Raw genomic sequence first — 22,134 nt, 5'->3', positions numbered from 1 at the left:
CAGCCTGCCACCGACGCGTGGAAGTTCGTCGTTTTTCTGAAAGCTCGGAAGAAGTCCCCGCGCCCTCGTCCGCCCCCGGGGCGTGGTGGCGGACTGTTCCTCCCGCGGGTGGCTTCCACGCGCCCCGCCCTTCCTACCTTTGCGCGAGGCAAAGAACAGGGGGACCACCATGGCCGAAGTCCAACAGCCCTTCCTCACGGATATCACCGAGATTCGCCGCCGAGCCCGGGAGCACCTGGAGGAAGGCGCCATCACCGAAGACTACGAGGGCGACGTCAACGCCACCATCAAGCTGCTCAATGACGCGCTGGCGACGGAAATCGTCTGCGTGCTGCGCTACACCTACCACTACATCGCCGCGGTGGGCATCCAGAGCGAGTCCGTGAAGGACGAGTTTGGAGAGCACGCCCGCGAGGAGCAGCAGCACGCACTTCGCATCGCCGAGCGCATCAACCAGCTCGGTGGCAAGGCGGACTTCAACCCCGAAGGACTGCTGTCCCGCAGCGCCAGCCAGTACGCCGAAGGGCAGAACCTGGTGGACATGATCAAGGAGAACCTCATCGCCGAGCGCATCGCCATCCAGACGTACCAGGAGATGGTGCGCTACTTCGCCAACCATGACCCGACGACGCGCCGGATGATGGAGGACATCCTCGCCAAGGAGGAGGAGCACGCCAACGACATGCATGACCTGCTGGTGGCGCACCAGGGCAAGCCGCCCCTGCGGAGCTGAGCGCCGCCTGGCCGCCGCGCGCGCGCCTGGCTAAGCTGGCGGGCAACGCGTCCGGGGGGTGGCATGCGCAGGCGCTTCACCGCTGTGAGCGAGCTGTGTCGGCGGCACCCGGTGGCCCTGGGCGCCGCCGCGACCTTCAGCCTCAGCCTGCTGCTGCGCTGGCTCTACCTGCAGGCGTCGCCCGACCGGACCTGGCCCTTCTCCATCTTCTTCTACGGCGACGCGCGCTTCTTCCACGCCTACGCCGCCGACCTTGCGCGGGGGCACACCGGGCCCGCCACCCTGCCCTACCACCCGCCCCTGTTCCCCTGGCTCCTGGGGCTGCTCTACCGCGTCCTGGGCCCGCCGCAGGGCAGCGCCTACCCGTACAAGCTCGCCCTGGCGCTGCTGAACGCGGGCACGGTCGCCTTCACCGGGTGGTGGTGGCGCAAGGTGCTGGGCACCGGCTGGAGCCTGCTGGGCGCTGCCCTCTTCGCGAGCAGCTTCGGCTGGCTGGTGCTGTCCACCACGTACAGCAACGAAGTGCTCTACGTCCTCTTCCTCTCAGCCACCTGCGCGCTGATGCTCCAGCACCGCGCGGGCCCCACGTGGACGGGCGCCGTGCTGCTGGGCGCCGTCATGGGCCTGGGCTCGCTCACCCGCGCCGAGCACCTCTACCTCTGGCCCTTCCTCCTCGCCTGGGCCTGGCTCTACCGAGGAAGCACGCCCCCGCGGACCCTGGCCCTGCGTTGGGGCGCGGCCCTGCTCGTCACCGCCGTCGTGCTGGCCCCCTGGGCAATCCACAACGCGCGCGTGCTGCGCGAGCTCAACGCCCGGACGCCGCACCTGGAGCCGCTGCCCGTGCTGGCCCCCGTCACCGTGTACGGCCCCATCAACTTCGCCATGGCGAACCACGCCACGGCCACCGGGGGCTTCACGCCCGACAGCGTCAACCAGATGGGCCAGGAGGGCTTCCTGGACGTGGCCAACCCCGCCCAGCGCCACCTGTTGCTGCACGGGTACGCGGAGGGGCTCGCGTGGATGCGGGATTACCCGGCGGACGCGGCGCGTCTGTGGCTGGCCAAGCTGGACCGCTGGCTGGACGGCTTCCGGCTGGGTTTGGGGGCCTCCAACCTGCCCGCGGGACTGCACGGCGCCCGGGCCCCCGTGGACGTCTTCGTGCCGGAGAGCGCGTGGCTGAAGTGGCCGCTCACCCTACTGCTGCTCGCGGGCGCCGCGCTGTCCTTGCGGCCCGCGTGGCGCGGCTTCGCGCTCTTCACCGCGGTGCTGCTGCACCGGGCCCTCATCACCGTCGCCTTCTTCGGCTACACGCGCGGCCTGCTCGCCGTCTTTCCCGCGCTCATCCCATTGCTGTTGCTGCCGCTCGTGGTGCTCGCCACACGCGCCTCCGCTCAGCGGTGGTCCACCCGGCTGCCCGCCGTCGCCGCCGCCGCGTTGCTCGTCTTCTGGGTGGAGGCCGGCGTGCTCGCGCTGACCGCCCCCCGGCGCTTCATGGCCAGCGGGAGCACCGACCGCGCCAGCGGCAAGCTCATCCAGGATGACTGGGTGCGCATCTGGCCAGACTGAAGGCGATTCGCGCCCTCATGGGAAAACTTCAATCCCGCGGGATACCAGCCCGGTTCGTGCACGGCAGTTCGAATGCCAAGCATACCGACAGTGAACACTTCTAAGTCCCGTTATTCTTGCAAAACTTTCTTCGGGAATAGCGAACGGAATCCCACGTATTCAGATTTAATTTCACACCCGGTATGGGCGTTGACGTGCTCCGTGCAGGAGCCACCGCGAGGGCATGTGCCTCCGCGGGTCCGCAGAGGAGAAACGCATGCGCCACACACGGGTGTCAGCAGCATGTCTCGTCCTGCTCCTATCCACCTCCGCCTGGGCCTTCAAGCCACCTGACAAGGGACAGAGCGCCGTCGCCGACAAGGCTTTCTTCAAACAAGAGCTGTACCTGCCCATCCAGAACATGCCGTTGCAGCAGGCCCGCCAGCAGATGAACGCGCTCGGCGCCGACGCGTGGGACGACTTCTTCAAGCGCAATGGGCGCGACTTCAACGTCTACATCGACCCGCGCACGGGAACGCCCACCGCGGTGCAAGGCACCATTCCCCTCATCCCGGGTGACGGCTTCAACAACAAGGTCACCATGGACGAGGTCCGTGAGTCCATTGGCCGCTCCATCGCGAACGTGGACGAGTCCGCCGTCGGTGACCTCATCTTCAAGTTCATCGCGGACAACCAGGCCGCGTTCAACGTCGACCTGATGCAGATGGGCAACCCCCGGGTGACGCGCATCAACGACGACCTCATCCAGGTCCACATCTCCCAGCAGGTCAACGGCGTCCCGGTGCGCCATGGGCGCATCGCGGCCACCATCAGCCACGGCAACCTCATCCTCATCGGCACCGAGGCCTGGGCCAACGTGCGCATCGACACCCGCCCCCGGCTGGCCCCGCAGGACGCGCTGGTGTCCGGCAACGGCTTCGTGGGGCTGAACACCAGTCCCCAGACGCTGTGGCAGCAGCCCACGCTGGAGATTGCCCCCGTGGCGCTCGCGGGTGAGTCCTTCAACGGCGCCGTCGGCACCGGCTACGAGCACCGGCTCGTGTACACCTACGGCTTCTCCGAGGCCGGCGGCAACGAGCGCTGGAAGACGACGGTGGACGCCCAGACGGGCGAGGTGCTCGCCGTGGAGGACGACAACCACTACTTCGACGCGCAGATGAAGGGCGGCATCTATCCGTCCACCAACATCGGCACCTGCACCTCCAACGAGACGTGCGGCACCATGCAGCCCAACTCGCCCATGCCCTGGGCCAACACCGGACTGGCGGCGCCCAACAACTTCACGGACGGCGCGGGCATCGTCAACTACAGCTCCGGCACCGTCACCACCACGCTGGCGGGCAAGTACGTGCGCATCAGCGACTCGTGCGGCGCAATCAACATCAGCTCCTCCACGGGCAACCTCAACCTGGGCGGCGTGAACAACGACCACGACTGCACCGTGCCTCCGGGCACGTCACCGGGCAACACCGCCGCGTCCCGCTCCAGCTTCTACGAGCTGAACAAGCTGGCCGAGCAGGCCCGCGGGTGGCTGCCGACCAACACCTGGCTCCAGGGCCAGTTGCTCTCCAACGTCAACATCAACAGCACCTGCAACGCCTTCTGGAACGGCAGCTCGGTGAACTTCTACCGGAGCGGCGGCGGCTGCCGGAACACCGGTGAGATTGGCGCCGTGTTCGACCACGAGTGGGGCCACGGCATCGACGACTTCGACGCCAACGGCTCGCTCAGCAACTCGTCGGAAGGCTACGCGGACATCGCGGCCATCTACCGCCTGCAGACGTCCTGCGTGGGCTACGGCTTCTTCCAGACGGTCAACACCGGCTGCGGCCTGACGCCGGACGGCACGGGCTACAACCAGCAGGAGGCGCAGGTCTCCGGCCAGTCGTGGTGCAACACCAAGTGCTCCGGCGTGCGTGACGCGGACTGGGCCGCCAGCGTGCCCAACATCCCCGCCACGCCGCAGAACTTCGTGTGCCCCATGTGCAGCTCCGGCTCCGGCCCGTGCAGCCGCCAGGTCCACTGCGCGGCCTCGCCCGTGCGTCAGGCGGCCTGGGACTTCGTCACGCGCGACTTGACGGCGCCGCCGTTCAACTACGACTCCAACACCGCCTTCATCGTGGGCAACAAGACGTTCTACCAGGGCAGCGGCAACGTGGGCACGTGGCACGCCTGTAACTGCACGGCGGGAACGTCTGACGGCTGTGGCGCCACCAACGGCTACATGCAGTGGCTGGCGGCGGACGACGACGACGGCAACCTGGCCAACGGCACGCCGCACATGTCCGCCATCTACGCGGCGTACAACCGGCACCGCATCGCGTGCTCCACCCCGACGGTGACGAACAGCGGCTGCGCCGGCGGCCCCACCGCGGCGCCCGCCAACACCACCGCCACCCCGGGTGACGGGCAGGTCAGCCTGAGCTGGAACGCGTCCGCGGGCGCCACCCAGTACTGGGTGATGAAGACGGAGGGCTTCGCGGGCTGCGACTTCGGCAAGGCGAAGGTCGCCACCGTCACCGGCACCACCTACACGGACGGCGAGGTCGCCAACGGCCGGCAGTACTGCTACTCCATCGTCCCGGCGTCCTCCAACGCGTGCTACGGCGCCGCCAGCGCCTGCACGTGCGCCACGCCCGTCTGTGCCGCGCCCGGCACGGCCGTGCTCGCCGCGCCCTCCGGCGGCGCCACCGGCGTGGAGCTGACCGCGGTGCTGGACTGGAACGACGTCTCCGGCGCCTCCACATACGAGGTGCAGGTCGCCACCGACGCGGCCTTCACCAACGTGGTGGCCAGCGCCACCGCGCTGACGGCCAGCACCTGGACGGTGTCGCCAGCCCTGGCCACTAGCACCTCGTTCTACTGGCGCGTGCGCGCGAGCAACTCGTGCGGTGGCGTGGGCGCCTGGACCGCGGCGTCCACCTTCACCACGCGCGGCTGCGTCGCCCTCGCGGCGCCCACGCTGAGCAGCCCCGCCAACGGGGCCACCGGGGTCGGCACGTCCGCGGCGCTCGACTGGAGCGACGTGCCCAGCGCCGCCACCTACGAGGTCCAGGTGGCCACGGACTCGGCCTTCACCAACGTGGTCCGCTCGGCCACCGCCCTGACGGCCAGCGCGTGGACGGTGACGCCGGCGCTGAGCAGCAGCACCCCGTACTACTGGCGCGCACGGGCGGCCGACTCCTGCGGCACCAGCGCCTACAGCACCGCGAGAAGCTTCACCACCACCAACATCTGCACGCCGGTGGCCGCCACCTACAACACCACGCTGCGGGCACCGTCCTGCGGCAACGTGTGCGGGTGTGACACCGGGACGGTGCTCGTCAACGGCCGCGGCACCATGTCCGGCGGCGCCGAGCCCAACCAGCCCAACACCCTCAACGCCTCCTGCGCGGACGGAAGCTCCGGCACCTACCACAGCGATGAGAGCGTCGATCGTGTGGTCCTCCGCACGGTGGACCACAGCGCCTTCTCCGTCGGCAAGCAGGTGACGGCCGAGGTGACGGTGTGGTGCTGGGGCAGCACGGACCGCTTCGACCTGTACTACACGACCAACGCCTCCGCGCCGTCGTGGACGGCGCTGACCACGGACGTGGCCTGCACGGGTAGCGGTGCGCGGACCTTCACGCACACCTTCAACCTGGGCGCCACCGCGGGCAACCACGCCATCCGCGCGCAATTCCGATACGGCGGCACCGCGAGTTCGTGCACCTCCGGCAGCTACAACGACCGCGACGACCTCGTCTTCGGCGTGGCGGCCGCGGTGGCCTCCGCGGCGCCGGAGAAGACGCGCAGCGTGCAGGGACGCTCGACGCAGGCGGCCCGTTGATGAACGCCCCCCGTCACCCGGCGTGACGGCGGAATGAACGCGAAGGGCCTCCGGGTCGACGTCCGGAGGCCCTTCTGCTTTCGCGCTCAGTGCGCCGAGGGAGTGTCCGGCGGCGGTGGCTCTCGGCTCGGCGGCGCTGACCCACGTGGACCCGCCATGGGGCCCGCGAAGAGCAACCCTTCCTCCACCGCGCCTCGGCCGGGCTCCCGCTTCGAGTCCTCCATTCGATGGCTGCGCCGCCACGCTTCCTGGCGAAGCCCCAGCACTTCCTGCACCAGCACCTGCGCCGCCGCGGCCAGCGGCACCGCCAGGACGACGCCAGGCAGCCCCGCCAGCGCGCCGCCGCAGAGCACCACGATGGAGATGAGCAGCGGGTTCATCTTGATGGCCCGCCGCTGAATCATGGGGCCCAGCACGTTGGACTCAATCTGCTGGTACACGATGAACACGGCCACCGCGATAAGCGCATCCTTGAGGCCCACCGCGGCCAGGGTGATGACGCCCACCAGCACCGCGCTGATGATGCTGCCCAGATAGGGAATGACGCCCATCATCATCACCATCACCCCCAGCGGCAGGAAGTACGGCACGCCCTGGATGAGCGCCATGGTGGCGGCGACCGTTCCGCCAATGGTCATCACCAGCAGGGTTCCCGCCAGGTAGTTGGCCACGGCCTTGCGCATCCGGGACATGAGCAACCGCACGCGTGGCCGGCGACGCGGCGACACCCACTGGATGATGCTCTCGTAGAGGTCTTCACCGAACAGCAGGCTGAACACCGTGAGGACCACCACGGTGATGCCGCCCGCCACCAGGCCCAGCGTCGACGACAGGACGTTGATGAGGCGGCCCGCGACGTCCGTTGGCTCGAAGCGGATGAGGTCTTCCGCCTGGACCTCTACGCCATAACGCGTGCTCAGCTCCTCCACCCAGCGGGACTGCGCGAGCCGCTCGAGCATGGCGGGCATCGACTGGACCAGTGCCTGGAGCTGGTGGATGAGCATGGGCACCAGCGAGCCCACCAGGACGCCCATCATCCCCAGGAGTGCCAACGCCACGATGGCCACACCCGCGCCGCGAGGAAGCCCCCACTGCGTCAGCCGGCGCACCAGGGGGCTCAGCGCGATGGAGAGCAGCAGCACGACGGCCAGCAGCGTGAGCACGGGGTACACCGCCCGGAGCGCGGCCCAGAACAGGATGAGCAGCAGGACCTGCGTTCCGACGATCCAGACCGTCCGCGGCGGCACATAGACGGGGAGCTGCCGACGAGATGCCTTCATGCCTCACAAGGTAGGATGTGGTTGCACGGACGGTAGGCGGCCCGAAGCACACCACCGCGTCACCTGACAGGCGCTCCTGCAACTTCAGGCGGTTGGCGTAGCGCGCACCCAGCAGGCAAGCAGACGTGCGCCCACCGTTGCGCCTGAAGTACGAGCGGGCCCTAAGCCCTGAAGCAGGCAACGCATGCCATGGGGGCGAGCGTGCCCCACCCTTGAGTGCGAGCCGAAGGGGGCGCAACCTGCACGCGCCATGTCCGATAATTCCCAGACCCACCCGAGGACCGGGAGTGTGGAGGGTGACGCGATGTGGATTGAAGCCATCGTCATGCCCCGGCAGAGCGCCACGCCGTACCGGCCTTCGCCGCGCAAGAAGCGTGGAGCCGATGCCATCCCGGCATCAGCCCCGGACCGCCGGCCCGCCTACCAGGCCGCGCTCGACGAGGGACGCCGCTTCTGGGACGCCGTGCTCGCGTTCCTGAAAAACCACCACTTGATGGACGCGGTCCGGTGGATCAGCGAACCGGGAACGATTCCCCTCGTCACGCTCCACTGCACCCGCATCGTCCTGGAGCGGCTCCGGCAAGCGCCCGAGTTCGAAGCGGGTCTGTCGATGAACCTCGAAGTCCCCGTGTGACGGTTGGCCGTGCAGGCTCAAGGCACGGGGACGAAGCGGTAGAGCGCGCTCTCGATGTCGGACGTCACATAGAGGGTGCCCGACGCGCCCACTGCCACGCCCGTGGGGAGGTAGCCCGGAGGCAGTCCCTCGCTCTCAGGCAGACCGATGCGCAGGCCACTGGCGAGCACCGTCACCCGGCCCGTGGCCGCGTCGATGCGCACCAGCCGCTTGCGGCCCACCTCCGCGACAATCAACCCACCATCGGGATGCAGCGCGATGCCTTCGGGCGCCTTGAGGCCCGTGGCCACCGTGCGCCGCGCCCCATCCGACAGGCGCACGCGGGTCACCTTCCCCGAACGTACCTCCGTCACGTACACCCCAGGCTCCTTCGCCTTCGTGTCGGCCGCGAGTCCCACGGGCCCTCCCAGCCTCTCCGCCAGCACCGTGGTGACGGCGGGCTCGGAGGTATCCACACGAACGAGCCGGCCCGTGGCGGCCTCGGCGACGAGCAGCGCGCCGTCCTCCAGCGCCACCACGCCCTGCGCGCCATTCGGACTGGGAATGGTCCGCAGGAGCGCTCCCGTGCCGCGGTCCAACACCTGAAGGGTGCTGTGGCTGCCCAGATAGGCCGTGCTCAGCACGACATGCCGGGCAGTCACGCTCACATTCATGGGGAAGTTGAGCTGCGACGAGAGGACCCGCGTCGTCTGGTTCACCAGACCCTCACGCCCGCCCACCCGGCGCAGGGCGTACACATCCGCCACGTACAGCGTCTCCTCGGGGTCATCTGGCACGACGGCGATACCGGAGGGCACGGACAAGCGAGATTCGACCAGGAGGCGAGCGGAGCCATCGGCGGGGTTCACCACGCGGATGTCGTTGTCGACCATGTTGGACACGTACACCTGGTCATCCGGGCCCACGGCCAGATTGTCGAGCCCGGTGGGCAACTTCGCGACGACCTCCTTGGCACCCGACGGCAGACGGACCCGCACCAGTTCCCCCGTCGCCGCGTCGACGACGTAGAGGTTCTCCCGGCGCGCGTCGAAGTTGACGGCGACGGGCACCGTGAAGCCTTCCGCCACCTTCTCGATGAGGCCCGTGTCCACGTCCACGCGGGCAATCTGCCCCTTGAGGATGAGCGGGCCATACAGCCGGTCATCGGGGCCGAACTCGAAGCCATTGAGATAACCGGGCGCGTCGATGACCTTCCGGGGCGGCTTGCGCCCGGTCGGGTCCACCTCCCACAGCGCATCGCCTCGCCCGAGTTGCGTCACGTACAACCGGCCATCGCCGCGGAAGGCCAGCGAGTTGAGGCCCGGCAGGTTCCTCGCGATGACGCGCGTCTTCCCATCCGGCGTGCGCCGCATCAACTGGCCGGAGAAGTAACCCGTCCAGTAGATGGAGCCGTCAGGCCCCAGCGCGACGTCATCCGCGCCGCCCAGCGGAGGCCCCACGAGCGTGCTCACCGCGCCCGTGCTCAGGTTGACGGCGTGGACCGACTGGCCCAGCAGGTTGCTGGCCAGCAGGTTTCCCTTTCCATCCACGGCGAGCCCGTGGACACCCTGGAAGTGGGAGCCGGCCACCACCGTCTCCTGACGGTAGGACTTGGGCGGAGTCGTCAGGGCCGGGCCCGCCATCAACAGCAGACCGGCGGCCAGGGACCTGGAGACGCATCGGAACATGGAGGCACTCATGGCTTCGAAGCCGCCTTGCCCTGCGTGAGCTCCAGGCCCACGAGTCCATCGCCCTGACGCCAGGCACGCAGGACGTCGATGAACGCGAGCGTGTCGCCTCCGAAGGTCGCGTAGCGGATGGCGTTCGGCCCCGGGCTGACACCCTCGTTGTTGTAGTAGCCGGGCGTGCAATCCGCCCCGCCGAAGGAAATCCCCGTCCTGAGGCGGGAGAGAATCACGTCCCACCACTGCTGCTGTGCCTGCGCAGAAGGCTCGATGACATCCACGCCCTGCTTCAGGCACCGCCCGATGATGTAGGCGGCGTGCTGGGACTGCTCGTCGAGGATGTGCACGAAGTTGATGGCCCAGCCGCTCTGGGTCGTGGTGAACATCAACAGATTCGGGAAGCCGCGGCTGTGCATGCCGTGCAGCGTCGCCGGACCGTCGGCCCAGCTTTCCCGGAGCGATGTGCCATCCCGGCCCCGGATGTCGAAGCCCAGCATCCGGGTGTAGTCACCCGAGACTTCAAAGCCCGAGGCGTAGATGAGGCAGTCGACCGGGTATTCCTTCCCCTTCACCACCACACCCGTCGGCGTAATCCGCTCCACGCCCTTGCCTTCCGTGTCCACGAGCTGGACGTTGGGCCGGTTGAACGTCTCCAGGTATTCGTCGTGGAAGCAGGGCCGCTTGCACATCGGGTTGTAATAAGGCTTGAGCGCCTCGGCCGTCGCCGCATCCGAGACAATGGCATCCACCCGCGCGCGGATCTCCTCCATCTTCCGGTAGTCAGCCAACTGGCGGAGTTCGGCGGCTTCCTCGGGGGTCCGGGCCTGCTGGGTCGCGCCGTCCTGGAAGATGTACGTCCAGCCGTCCTGGACCATGTCGACCGGCAGCGGGCGACCAGAGACAATCGCGGAGAAGTTGCGGATGCGGTCTTGCTGCCAGCCGGCCTGGAGCGACTTCGCCCAGGTCTCATCCGTGGGCCGGTTGCCGCGCACGCCAACACTCGAGGGGGTGCGCTGAAAGACATACAGCCGCTGGGCCACGGCACCCAGTTGGGGAATGGCCTGAACCGCCGTGGCGCCCGTGCCGATGATGCCCACACGCTTGTCAGCCAGCCGGGTCATGCGGCTGGTGGGGCTGCCACCGGTATAGGCGTAGTCCCAGCGGCTGGTATGGAAGCAATGCCCCTTGAATGTCTCGATGCCTGGAATGCCGGGCAGCTTGGCCTTGTGGAGGATGCCTCCCGCGATGATGACGAAGCGCGCCGCCAGCCGGTCCCCTCGGTCCGTCGTGACGTTCCAGCGCCGGGCGTCCTCGTCCCAGTCCATGGACTGGACCAGGGTCTGGAACAGCGCCTTCTCGTAGAGCTGGAAGTGCCTGCCGATGCGCTGGCAATGGGCGAAGATTTCGGGCGCCCGCGCATACTTCTCCGTGGGCATGTAGCCAGTCTCTTCGAGCAGCGGCAGATAGATGTAGGACTCCACGTCGCAAGCGGCGCCTGGATAGCGGTTCCAGTACCAGGTGCCACCGAAGTCGCCGCCCTTCTCCACAATGCGGATGGAGTCCACGCCCGCCTGACGCAGCCGCGCGGCCGACAACATGCCGCCAAACCCACCTCCGACAATCAAGACGTCTAGCTTTTCCGCCAGCGCCGGGCGTGTGAAGCCAGGCTCGACATAAGGGTCCTTGTCGAAGTCCGCGAAGACGCCCTTCAAAGGGATGTACTGCGTATTGCCGTCGGGCCGCAGCCGCTTCTCGCGCTCGAGGCGGTACTTCTCCTTCAAGGCTTCCGGAGAAAAAGCGCGCCCCTCCTGCTTTGTCGCAGTCATCCGCACATGTCCTTTCGAGTTGGAAGCCACGCACGACGTACACAGCCGTTTACTTACATAGACATAACTCAGTCGGAATTATAAGTAAACCCGGATGCCCCTGACTCGACCGCCCACTGCAAAGCCAGCCGTTCGGCAAAGAGACTCCGAACGCACACGCACCGCCCTGATGTCCGCCGCGCGGGCCCTCTTCTCCACACAGGGCTTCGCCAACACGGGGGTGCGGGACATCGCGGCGCTGGCCGGAGTCAACTCCTCGCTCGTGGGCCGCTACTTCGGCTCCAAGCAGGGGCTGTACCGGGAGACGCTGGCACAGGTGCTCGATATCGGCCCGTTGCTCCAGATAGACAGGCGCCAGTTTGGAGAGACGGTGGTGTCCCTCTTCCTGGGCGCACACGACGCCTCGGGTCCGTTGGCGATGCTCATCCTGTCGGCGTCCGACCCCGAAGCCCACGCAACCAGCGTCGAACTGCTCCAGAAGCAGGTCATCGCCCCCCTGGCCCGCTGGCTGGGCGCTCCGGATGGCGAGGGGCGCGCGGCCCGGCTCAACATCCTCTGGAATGGCCTGCTCGTCAGCGGGCGGCTGCTGCCCATCCAACGGCTCTCAGAGGGACTCGACACGTCCACCCAGCGTTGGCTGGCGGCCGCAATCCAGTCAGTCATTGACGAAGGCGCGACCTGAGAACGCGGCGGTCCTGTCATGGCAGAGGGCGCATGTCCGCCCCATCGGCTACCGTCGCTGTCCTTCGAGCTTCGTTCCATGCCCTGGAGTCGTTCATGTCGCCACCCCGCACACTCGCGCCTCTTCTCGTCCTGCTCCTATTGACCGCCTGTGGGGACGACCCCACACCCACGCCCGCGGACAGTGGCGTCGTCGTCGACGCCGGAAACAATCCCGACGCTGGGACGGACTCCGATGCGGGCACCGATTCCGATGCGGGAGCGGACGCCGGACAGGATGCGCCGCCTGGCATCACCACCGAGGTCCTTCCGGAAGGCACCGTGGGCCGGGCGTACACGACGACGCTGGCCGCCGCGGGTGGCACCGCGCCCCTGACCTGGAGCATCACGGCGGGGACGGCGCCGGCGGGCCTCACGCTGTCCGCCACGGGCACCCTCAGCGGCACGCCCGCCCAGGTGGCCGGCAGCACCTTCACCGTCACGGTGGAGGATGCGAATGGCCAGACGGACACCCGGGAACTGACGCTCTCCGTGAGTGCGCCGGGCGCCCCCGTGTTCACCGCGGGCCAGTGGAACCTCACCTACTTCGGCTCGGATTCGCGCGGCCCGTCGAACTCCTCGTCGGATGGCGGCACGTCCGATGACCTGCAAATTGCCGGTGCGCGCGACATCATGCTCGCGGCGGGCGCCAACCTGTGGGCCATGGTGGAGATGGTGGATGCCGCCGACTTCGACCTGCTCAAGGCCCAGCTCCCCGGCTTCGACGGCTTCCTCTCCAACGACGCGGCCTTCGTCTCTGGCGGAACGTCTCCCTATGGCACGAGCAGCCAGAAGCTGGGCGTGCTCTACGACAGCTCCCTCACCTTCCAGAGCGCGACCCTGGTCCGGATTGGGAACATCTCCGACTTCGCGGACCGCCCGCCGCTCCGCGTGGACTTCACCACCGAAATCAACGGGGCGGAGACGCCGCTCACCGTCATCGTCGTGCACATGCGCGCCAACAGCGCCGACCCGACAGGGCCGCGCGAAGCCCGGGAGCGCGCGTCCGCGGCGCTCAAGGCGTACCTCGACGAGCAGTTGCCCACGCAGCACGTCTTCGTGATTGGCGACTGGAATGACGACGTGGACGAGTCCATCTCGCTCGACCCCACCTCCGGCGCGCCGCTGGCCACGCCCTACCAGAACTTCGTCTCCGACTCGGCTCGCTTCACCTTCATCACCCGGGAGCTGTCGCTGGCGGGGGATGACACCTCCATTGGCTTCGAGAACGTCGTCGACCACACCCTGGCCACCAACGAGGCGGCGGACCGCTACCTCGCGGAATCGGCCCGCGTGCTCTACGTGGACGAGTGGTTCCCCGACTTCCTCAACGTGGTCAGCGACCACCGCCCCGTCGTCAGCAGCTACTCCTTCAGCGCGGCAACCGGCCCCTTCCTCCGCCTGAAGTCGCCCCACGGCGGGACGTACCAGGGCGGGAGCACGCTGCCCATCACCTGGACGTCCTGGGGCGTGGGCGAGGTCCGCGTCGAGGTCTCCACCAATGGTGGCACGGACTGGAGCGTCCTGGCCGCGTCCGTCCCAGCGGCCCTGGGGCGCTTCGCCTGGAGCGTTCCGGACGAGGCGGCCTCGAACGTGTGGGTGCGCGTGGTGGATGTCTACGAACCGGCGCACACGGACATGAGTGACGCAGCGCTGACCATCGCCAGTGGCGCCGCGCGCGTGTTCATCAACGAGGTGTTGGCCCATGAAGGCGCCCAGGTCTCCGCGCACGAGTTCGTGGAGCTGGTCAACGCCAGTCCCTTCCCCGTGGACGTCTCCGGCTGGACGCTGTGGGACGCCACCAACGGTTCCGCGCGGCATGTCTTCGCGCAGGGGACGCAGCTGGGTGGTGGCAAGGCGGTGGTCGTCTTCGGTGGCGCCGCGGCGGTGCCTGCGGGACAGGCGAATGCGCTGGCCGCGTCCAGTGGTCTGCTGGGCCTGGGGAACAGCAGTGACTCCGTGCGCGTCCGGCGGCAGGACTCCACGCTGGTGGACCAGTACGACTACACGTCCACCGTGCCCGGGGTTTCCGTCAACCGCTCGCCGGACGCCACGCCGGAGGCGAGCTTCGTCGCGCATGACACGCTGACGCCGGGCGTCGCCAGCTCTCCAGGGCTGCGCGCGGACGGCGCGGCGTTCTGACGAGACACGCGTGACACGGCCCTCAAGGAACGAAGAGGAGCCGTGACGCCTGCTGCACCCAGGCGCGCCGCGTATCGAGCGTGCCGAAGTCGAGCAGGATGAACTGGTCGAACAGCCGGGGCATCATCGACAGCAGGCTCAGGGAGGCCCAGACCTGGGTGAGCGCCATCCGCAGCCGGTTCTCCGGCAGATGCGGCGCCCCCGGCGCCAGCCGCCCGGCCAGTTCGGCCAGGAATGCATTGAGGCGCTGGATGGCGGAGCTGTCATAGCGCTGATGGGCCAGCGCGTCGTGGAAGTGCGCGTGCGCGATGTACGGGTAGCGCAGCGAGTTGCTCATCAAATCCTCGAGCAGCGTCTCGAACGCCTCGCGAATGCCCAGGCCCTCCAACCGGAGCCGATCGAAGTCCTCCAGGACGTTCCCGAAGGCCTGGTCCAGCGTCTGCTCCAGCGCCAGGGCGACCAGCTTCTCCTTGCTCCGGAAGTAGTAGCTGATGGCCGCGCTGTTCACCTGCGCCTCGCGGGCAATCTCCCGGATGCCCGTCGCATCGAGTCCGTCCCGGCCGATGCACACGATGGTCGCCCGGAGAATGCGCTCCCGGGCCTCCTGCTCCTTGGTCCCCATCCCTGCAAACCCCTGAAACGACGTGACTCCGCGCCGACGCTTGACAGGCGCGGGCAACTTTAAATCTATTGATTCAATCAACCGGTTAACCCAGGAGATTGAATCCCATGGTCAAGCCCGAAGGCGAACCTACCGCAGGAAGACCCTCCCGACGAGGCGTGCTGATGGGAGCGGGGCTGTTTGCGGGCGGCGCGGCGGCGGCGCTGGGGCTGCGGAGCGCGCTGGCACCGGTGTCCAAGGACGTGCAGGGCATCAACCCCCGAAGCGACGCCTGGTACGACATCCGCCTCACGGGGGACGGGCTGATGGACAACCAGGTGCTCTGGTTCCTCAGCCATGCCACCCACGGCCAGAGCGACGTGGGGGACGTGCTGGAGACGGCCAGCCGAATCCAGCCCGGGGACGAGCGCAGTTGGTTCGAAGCGTGGACCCAGACGGCGCGGCGGGTCCACGGCCACGCCCAGAACGCCGAGTCCAAGGGTCACCTCCTGAGCGCCGGCCAAGCCTACGCGCGCGCGGCGAACTACTACCGCGCGGCGACGATGCACTACACGGACCTGGAGGACCCGCGGACGCTCGAGGTGACGCGACAGGCGGCCACCACCTTCGAGAAGTCGAACGGGCTGCTCGGCTACGACATTCAGCCGCTGGCCATCCCCTACGAGGGCACCACGCTGGCGGCGTACTTCGTGCGCTCGCCGCACGCGAAGCCCAGCGCGCCCGTCATCCTCCTCCATCAGGGGCTGCATGCGTGGCCGGAGGAGACGAAGTGGGTCTGGGAAGGCGCTGCCCGGCGCGGCTACCACGTGCTCATGTTCCACGGCCCGGGCCAGGGCCGCTCGCTGCGGGAACACCGGCTGAGCTTCCGGCCGGATTGGGAGAAGGCCGTCAGCCCCGTGGTGGACGCGGCCGAGCGCATCAGCGGGGTGGACCCTCGCCGCATCCTCCTCATGGGCCTGTCATTCGGCGGCGCCCTGGCGCCTCGGGCGGCGGCGTTCGAGCCACGCATCGCCCTGTGCATCGCCAACCCCGGCGTCCTCAGTTGGTGGGAGTCCACCAGCTCGCACTTCAACCGCTTCCTCCCGGGCTCGCTGGCACTGCTGAAGTCGCACCCGGAGCAGTTCGACCAGGCGATTACCGCGCTCGCGGACCGCTGGCCCACCGCCCAGTACTGGCTGCGTGACGTGTATTGGAAGCATGGCGCCCGGTCGCCGTCGGAGCTCTTCCGCAAGCTGGAGGAGTTCACCAACGAGGCCATCGTCGACCGCATCCGCTGCCCAGTGCTCATCATGGAGGGCGAGGCGGAGGATGCCTCGCCCGGCCAATCTCAGAAGCTCTACGACGCGCTCCGGGGCCCCAAGCACCTGATGATGTTCACCCACGAAGAGGCCGCGCCCCTGCACTGCCAGGCGGCGTCCACGGCGCTGGCCGAAGCGCGCCTGTTCGACTGGCTCGACGAAAATGTCTGAGGCCCCGCCATGACACCGCTCCTCACGGCCGTCCTCGGCGTCCTGCTCGTGGCCACTCCCGAGGAAGCACCGGAGGGGCGCTTCAGCGTCGTCCCCTTCGCGCTGCCCGCCTACCAGCCTGAGACGAGCTTCCTCCTGGGCGGCGCGGCATCGCTCATCTATCAGCCCCCGGCGTCGCGAGGCGGCAGGGAGTCCCAGGTGATGCTGGCCGCCGCCGCGAGCACCCGTGGCCAGTTCACCCTCCTCCTCCAGCCGGACGTGAATCTGCTCGACGACCGGCTGAACCTCACGGCCACCGCCAGCGCGGCGCGCTTCCCGGACCGCTTCTTCGGCATGGGCGCACGCACGCGGGCGGAGGACGAGGAGGACTTCACCCCCATCTTCTTCGAGCTTGAACTGAGTCCGAAGTGGCGCATCGCCCCCCGCCTCTATGTCGGCCCCACCGTGCGCTATCAGCACGCGCGCTTCACCTATGTCGCGGAGGACGGGGCGGTGCGGCACATGACGGGCGCCGAGGGCGGTTCGACGGTTCAATTCGGGCTCACCGCCCTCTATGACTCACGGGACAACACGCTCAATCCGGTGACAGGCCTGGTGGCGCGGCTCAACCTGCGCCGGGCCCGGGACGCGTGGGGCTCCGACTACGTCTTCGATGTGCTGCGGTTGGATGTCCGGCGCTACCTCACACTTCCATGGGGGCAGCGGCACGTTCTCGCGATGCAGGGACTCGTCGACCTGCGCGACGGTGAACCGCCCTTCTATGACACGGGACGGTTGGGAGGGATGGAGTTGAGCCGAGGCTACCTGGAGGGGCGCTTCCGCGAGCGCCAGCACCTGGGCGCGCAGGTTGAGTACCGCGCGCCCCTCTTCTGGCGACTGGGCGCCGTGGCCTTCGTCTCCGCGGCGACGGTGGCACGCAGCCCACGCGACTTTGACATGCGTGACATCAAACCCGCGGCTGGCGCAGGGCTGCGCTTCGCGCCCATGACAGACGTCCCCGTCAATATCCGGCTCGATATTGCCTACGGAAGCGAACCCAGCTTCTATTTGAACGTGGGCGAGGCATTCTAGACGGGGAAAGCAGCCAACATTCACCGTCCCGTGAGTAAGAAGTCGGCCATGCGCGCGCCCCTGTTGCCCCTCCTTGCCCTGCGCCCCCTCGTGCGCTGCTCTGACGCCGCCTCCGACGGCCCGGGAGAGGATGCGCCCGTGGAGCGGGACCCCAAAGCCATCCCACTGGACGGCGACCCCAACGGGCTGTTCTGGGACGCCGAGAGCGAAACGCTCTACATCGCCGACGACCAGAACCACCGCATCCTCAAATACCGGGACGGTGAAGGCGTGTCCCTGGCTGTCGCGCTGCCGGACGCGCCGCCCAAGAGCACCCACATGGGTAAGGCCCTGGGCCGGCGCAGCTCCTGGCTCGCCCTGGCCCGAGCCACCGTGAGCGTGCCCTGACCATTTCGACTTCGACCTGGGCCCAGGGGGCGTGCCCAGGGCGTGCCGATGCACCTCCCTCCGCCCTCGGAGCACACCATGGTCCGCACCGAACGCGTCGCTCGTCGTGTCTTCTCCAGGCTGAACCTGGCCCTGCTGCTCACAGGTGCCCTCGCGGGCTGCGGGGGCCCCATGGAGCCGGCCCCGTCCGCGCTCGAACCCGAGGGCGCGCAGGACGCCCAGGCCCAGGCGCTGACGTATCCCAGCGGCAGCAGCGAGACGGTGGTGTCCCGGCGCGTCGTCTACAGGAACAGCTCGGGGGCCTATCAAGCGGCGGCGGGATTCGAGCACTTCCGCGCGGCGGGCGCTTTTGACCTCGCGCTCCACAACATCCGCATCGCGGAGGTGGACGCGCCTGCCGTGCGCGAGGCCCTGGTCCTCATGTCCGCGGGCCAGAAAATTTCGAGCAGCGGCCACTCCAGCGGCGTCACCGGGCAGTCCTCCAACTGGGATGCGTCCTGTGACAGCGTCTCCTGTCCCAACGTGAGCCTGGACGGCCGTTCGCTGGCCATGAAGCTGCGCGCCCTGGGTCTGTTTCCCAGCGGGAAGACGTACCTGTCCGTCGTCAACGACGCCAACTTCGACCACCTGTTCGACAGCGACACGAAGCAGCGCATCGTGAACGGCTTCTCGAACTGGCTCCAGGCGCAGGTCCGTCCGGAGACGCGCGCCATCTACCTGGCGGGCAGCTCTCGCGGTGGCTGCTTGATGATGCGCATGGCGCAAGCGCTCCGCGCGAACACGGCGCTCGACGGCATCGACATCTACGTGTCGTCATTCGACGGCGTGTGCCGCAACAGCCAGGGTGAGCTGGGGACCTTCGACAGCAAGATCAACAACCCCGTGCGGCCCTGGGGCACCTTCTATGGCGCGTGGGCCACGAACCTGACGGCCCAGTTCCCCCGCCGCAACAGCCTCCACATCTTCCACGTGGTGGGAGGCCAGGAAGTCGCTCCCGCCACGGGCATCCGCGCCTTCTCCGGCTACGCGGGCAGCTCCCCGCCTTCGACGGGCACGAACCTCGACTGGGGTTGGTACAAGCAGACCTGGGTGAAGTGGCAGCACAAGGAGATTGGCAATCCCTACACGGACCCCAGCGCGTCGGACCAGGCGCAGGCGGTGGCGGAGACGATCGACGCGCACCTGACGTGGCTCGACGCGCGCCTGCCCTAACGCAGCTCAAGGAAACCCGGGCGGCCGACCTTCCTCGGCCGCCCGCAGTCGCGCGCCGGGGTTGAGCTCAAAGGCGAGCCCGAACTGCCACAGCGCCACCGGCTCCAGGAACAGGATGTTGTAGTAGTCCTGTCCCTTCACGTACCGCGCGAAGACGCCGAAGCCCGCGCCCCACCGGGGGTAGACGCCGAACTCAGCCTTCCACGTGGCCCGCTGCGAGGGCGTCTCCCCAAAGGGCTGCGACACGGACACTTCCAACGGGAAGCGGTGGTTGCTCCACGTGCGCTGGCCCATGACGCCGGCCGCCCAGTGTCCGTCACCGTAGACGACTCGCTGGGCGTGGGTGATGCGGCCAGGGCCCATGGAGGTATTCAGCTCGAAGGCGGCGAACCCGCCAACCAACCACGCGTTGCGCAGGTCCGGCTCCACGTCGAAAGCCAGCCGGCTGTGGAACTCCATGCGGAAGAGGTTCGTCGTGAAGCTGCCGGACACCTCGTTCAGCGGTAGCTGTCCTTCCGACGGCGTGCACCCGGATTCGCCGCGCGTCTGGTTGCTGTAGAAGCACCCGGACTCCCCATTCGAGTAGTGCGCCACGATGACGTTGAGTCCGAGCGCCAATCCCCGCACCGCCGCGCCCTCTGCCCGAGGCTTCGCCAGCGGTCGCAGGTGCGCCACCTGGAACGTCGCCTTCGCGATGAAGGACGGCGGGATGGCGGGGTCGCTCGCCGTGTCCACGATGCGTAGCTGCACCGCCGGGGTGATGATGAGCGACAGGAAATACTCACCGCCGGGCCGCGTGAAGTCTCCGTGATGGAGCTGCGGCAAAAAGAGGTTGGGCGCCACCTGCGCCTCGAAGATGAGCTTCTCCGGGGAGTTCGGCGCCCCCTGACGGCGGATGCGATTGGGGGAGTCGAGGATGTAGCTGCGGTCCAGGAAGAGGGGAATCGGCGCGTCGTATTCCACGTGCCACCCGTCCGCGCGGACGACGCCCGCCGACAGGACACACGTCCCCCACAGCAGGGCGGCCCACCACCGCTGGACTCCGCCCCCTCCCCTCCACGCCATGGACGCCCCCATGATTCACGGGGCCGGACCTCAGACCTGTGGCCAACGGGTTGTCACCTGCCCCCGTGGACCGCTCGCGCGCTCAGGGGCATTCACATGCGTCAGCGTCAGGCGAGCACACACTCCCCGGCCCGGCGGTCACACGGCCACTGCACACCCGCGGACAGCCGGACGCGTCAAGTCAGGACGCGCCGGGGATGCGCCAGCCATCCGCGCGCAGCGCCTTGCGCAGCCGTGGCGTGTCCTTCACGGGGTCCCAGGCACCACAAGCCCAGGGCAGCACCTCGTCCACGATGGCGCGATGGACCTGTCGTGCTGACTCATGCGGGCTGAGCGGCTCCGGAGACTCCTCGCTGGCGCCCAGCGCGAAGGTGATGACCGACCGGCGGCTCAGCGCCCGGCACGCGGCATGGACGCACGCGCCCAGGGGGGCCTCTTCAGTCCGGCGCGGGGCGACGGGCGCGGATGGCCGAGGGACACACCCGCAGGCGTAGTTCACCGCCCAGGCGGCGGAGAAGGCATCCGGCGCGCAGAACTGGCTGGGGGTGAAATTTCCCACCTCGGCCACCTGCGCCGCGTGCTCCTCCGAAGGCTCGCAAAGCCAACGGTCCATGGCCATGACGGCGCGGCGCGACCAGTCGTTGTTCGGGTCCTGGGACTCCCACATCCACAACACACGCCTCGCAGCGGCGAGCGCCACGCGCACCTCCACCTCGGTACCGAAGGCGGCCAGGGACTCGAGCCACGGGCGCAGCGCCAGGGACGGCTCCTCGGTGCGCTCGACGGGCCACGCCACGTCCGTCAAGAGCGCGGCGCAGAGCGGCTCCTGGAAACGGTCCGTCCTCAAGGGCGGCGCTTGCTGTCGCAGCACCGCGCGCGTGATGTCGTCCATGACGGCGTCCACATAGGGTGCCAGGACCTCGACGGCCCGGAGCGTGTCGAGCGGCGCCAGCGCCTCTGCGCCCCGGACACCCAGCCGGGCGATGAACAAGAGGGCTCGCTTCCCGTCTTCGAGCCGTCGGGTCTCACCGAGCGGGCCCCGCCAGGAAGGCGGAGGCGGCCCGTCTTCTTGCCGGCGCGACCTCGCGCTACTCGCCACTTCGAGCAGTCTTGGAATCGCTCGGGCCGGCGCCAGCAGCGACAGCACGCGCAGGGCCTCGTTCCGATTCTCATCGTCCACGATGGCCTGCTCCTCCAGCGCGGTGAGGACCTCTTCGTCGCGCGGAAAGCGAGCGAGGACATGGATCCCCTCCCGGCGCACCGCGCGGTGGGCATCCCCGAGCAACGCGAGCGCGGCGACGCGAACCTCCTCCGGCAACGGGTCCTGCATCGCCGCCAGCACCTGCGCCGCGTGCTGCCGCGTCGGCGCGTCACCCCGCTCCTTGAGACACGGCAGGACGGCGCGCAGGGCCATGGGGGTGGCGCGTGGGCGCATGCGCGTCAGCACCGCCAACGCCATTCGCCGGACCCGCGCCACGGGTTGGCGGAGCACGTCGAGGAGCGCCGGAATCGCACAGGTGGGGAGCGGGTCGATGGTGCCCAGCGCCGTGACGCACTGCCCGAGCATGTTGCGCGTGGCTTGCCAGGAAGCCTCCTGGTCCGCTCGCGCCAGGGCCTCCATGAGCGCGGGCACCGCCGCGAGCCCCGCCTGGCACACGCGGTCATGTGCATCCCTGCCGTCGAACCAGCGGATGCGGTCTCCGGCGAGCGCGGCAATCCACTCGCGCACCGTCTTTCCTTCCACCTGGTAGCCGGAACGAACCAGCGCGGCATCCAGCCGCCGCAACGAGGCGAGGTCGTCCGGCCGCGCCTTGCGCCACAACGCATCAAGGTCTTCGTGTTCGGCCATGTGCAGCCCGACAGCCTCCCGACGGTGAGGGGACTCAGGGAGATACTGGCAGGGAGACAACGGAC

At 68.6% G+C, this 22,134-nt stretch carries 16 protein-coding genes; 10 read left to right on the top strand and 6 right to left on the bottom strand.

The window, feature by feature from the left end; all coding sequences use genetic code 11:
* Positions 1-169 precede the first annotated feature (169 nt).
* The 3 genes from FMP39_RS19540 (at position 170) to FMP39_RS19530 (ending at position 6,128) form a co-directional block, all read left to right on the top strand.
* Positions 170-733: a bacterioferritin gene (locus tag FMP39_RS19540; RefSeq protein ID WP_141591841.1), complete on the top strand. Its 564-nt coding sequence runs from the start codon at positions 170-172 to the stop codon at positions 731-733.
* A 63-nt stretch (positions 734-796) separates the two neighbouring features.
* Positions 797-2,299 carry a glycosyltransferase family 39 protein gene (locus FMP39_RS19535; RefSeq protein ID WP_141591840.1) on the top strand — a complete coding sequence of 501 codons (1,503 nt, stop codon included), beginning with the start codon at positions 797-799 and terminating at the stop codon, positions 2,297-2,299.
* Positions 2,300-2,555: 256 nt separating this feature from the next.
* Complete coding sequence (locus tag FMP39_RS19530; RefSeq protein ID WP_194858475.1) at positions 2,556-6,128, top strand: endopeptidase; 3,573 nt, start codon at positions 2,556-2,558, stop codon at positions 6,126-6,128.
* Positions 6,129-6,214: 86 nt separating this feature from the next.
* Here the strand turns inward: FMP39_RS19530 and FMP39_RS19525 are convergent, their stop codons facing one another.
* On the bottom strand, positions 6,215-7,408 hold the full coding sequence (locus tag FMP39_RS19525; protein WP_141591838.1) for an AI-2E family transporter: 1,194 nt from the start codon (positions 7,406-7,408) through the stop codon (positions 6,215-6,217).
* A gap of 250 nt (positions 7,409-7,658) precedes the next feature.
* Here FMP39_RS19525 and FMP39_RS19520 point away from each other — a divergent pair, with 250 nt between their 5' ends.
* Positions 7,659-8,042, top strand: coding sequence for a hypothetical protein (locus tag FMP39_RS19520; protein ID WP_368667071.1), 384 nt, complete (start codon positions 7,659-7,661; stop codon positions 8,040-8,042).
* Positions 8,043-8,059: 17 nt separating this feature from the next.
* Here FMP39_RS19520 and FMP39_RS19515 read toward each other — a convergent pair whose 3' ends face one another.
* A complete protein-coding gene (locus tag FMP39_RS19515) occupies positions 8,060-9,709 on the bottom strand; it encodes an SMP-30/gluconolactonase/LRE family protein (RefSeq protein WP_141591836.1) in 1,650 nt (549 codons plus the stop codon).
* Between the two features lie 8 nt (positions 9,710-9,717).
* Positions 9,718-11,532: an NAD(P)/FAD-dependent oxidoreductase gene (locus FMP39_RS19510; protein WP_194858473.1), complete on the bottom strand. Its 1,815-nt coding sequence runs from the start codon at positions 11,530-11,532 to the stop codon at positions 9,718-9,720.
* Positions 11,533-11,701: 169 nt separating this feature from the next.
* On the opposite strand from FMP39_RS19510, the gene FMP39_RS19505 reads away from it, so the two are divergent.
* Together FMP39_RS19505 and FMP39_RS19500 are read left to right on the top strand one after the other, a co-directional pair.
* The gene (locus FMP39_RS19505) at positions 11,702-12,214 is read left to right on the top strand and encodes a TetR family transcriptional regulator (RefSeq protein ID WP_141591835.1); all 513 of its coding nucleotides are present in this window, start codon (positions 11,702-11,704) and stop codon (positions 12,212-12,214) included.
* A gap of 95 nt (positions 12,215-12,309) precedes the next feature.
* Positions 12,310-14,394 (top strand): lamin tail domain-containing protein, encoded by a 2,085-nt coding sequence (locus tag FMP39_RS19500; RefSeq protein ID WP_228558133.1) that lies wholly within the window; start codon positions 12,310-12,312, stop codon positions 14,392-14,394.
* 22 nt (positions 14,395-14,416) lie between these two features.
* Here the strand turns inward: FMP39_RS19500 and FMP39_RS19495 are convergent, their stop codons facing one another.
* Positions 14,417-15,016 carry a TetR/AcrR family transcriptional regulator gene (locus FMP39_RS19495; RefSeq protein WP_141591833.1) on the bottom strand — a complete coding sequence of 200 codons (600 nt, stop codon included), beginning with the start codon at positions 15,014-15,016 and terminating at the stop codon, positions 14,417-14,419.
* A gap of 164 nt (positions 15,017-15,180) precedes the next feature.
* Between FMP39_RS19495 and FMP39_RS19490 the strand changes: the two genes are divergently transcribed.
* The 4 genes from FMP39_RS19490 (at position 15,181) to FMP39_RS19475 (ending at position 19,155) form a co-directional block, all read left to right on the top strand.
* Positions 15,181-16,485 (top strand): S9 family peptidase, encoded by a 1,305-nt coding sequence (locus FMP39_RS19490; RefSeq protein WP_194858472.1) that lies wholly within the window; start codon positions 15,181-15,183, stop codon positions 16,483-16,485.
* A gap of 9 nt (positions 16,486-16,494) precedes the next feature.
* Positions 16,495-17,556, top strand: a complete 1,062-nt coding sequence (locus FMP39_RS19485) for a BamA/TamA family outer membrane protein (RefSeq protein WP_141591831.1) — start codon at positions 16,495-16,497, stop codon at positions 17,554-17,556.
* A gap of 30 nt (positions 17,557-17,586) precedes the next feature.
* Entirely contained in the window at positions 17,587-17,943 is a 357-nt protein-coding gene (locus FMP39_RS19480) for a hypothetical protein (RefSeq protein WP_228558132.1), read from the top strand.
* Between the two features lie 78 nt (positions 17,944-18,021).
* Positions 18,022-19,155, top strand: a complete 1,134-nt coding sequence (locus tag FMP39_RS19475) for a hypothetical protein (protein ID WP_228558131.1) — start codon at positions 18,022-18,024, stop codon at positions 19,153-19,155.
* 6 nt (positions 19,156-19,161) lie between these two features.
* On the opposite strand, the gene FMP39_RS19470 is transcribed toward FMP39_RS19475, so the two are convergent.
* Positions 19,162-20,220 (bottom strand): hypothetical protein, encoded by a 1,059-nt coding sequence (locus FMP39_RS19470; RefSeq protein ID WP_141591829.1) that lies wholly within the window; start codon positions 20,218-20,220, stop codon positions 19,162-19,164.
* A 181-nt stretch (positions 20,221-20,401) separates the two neighbouring features.
* Positions 20,402-22,069: a HEAT repeat domain-containing protein gene (locus FMP39_RS19465; RefSeq protein ID WP_141591828.1), complete on the bottom strand. Its 1,668-nt coding sequence runs from the start codon at positions 22,067-22,069 to the stop codon at positions 20,402-20,404.
* Positions 22,070-22,134 lie beyond the last annotated feature (65 nt).

The sequence above is a fragment of the Myxococcus sp. AB056 genome, from assembly GCF_006547365.1.
In the GTDB taxonomy this organism is placed as follows: domain Bacteria; phylum Myxococcota; class Myxococcia; order Myxococcales; family Myxococcaceae; genus Myxococcus; species Myxococcus virescens.
The sequence above is the reverse complement of the archived record's forward strand: the minus strand, read 5'-3'. Positions and strand labels throughout refer to the sequence as shown.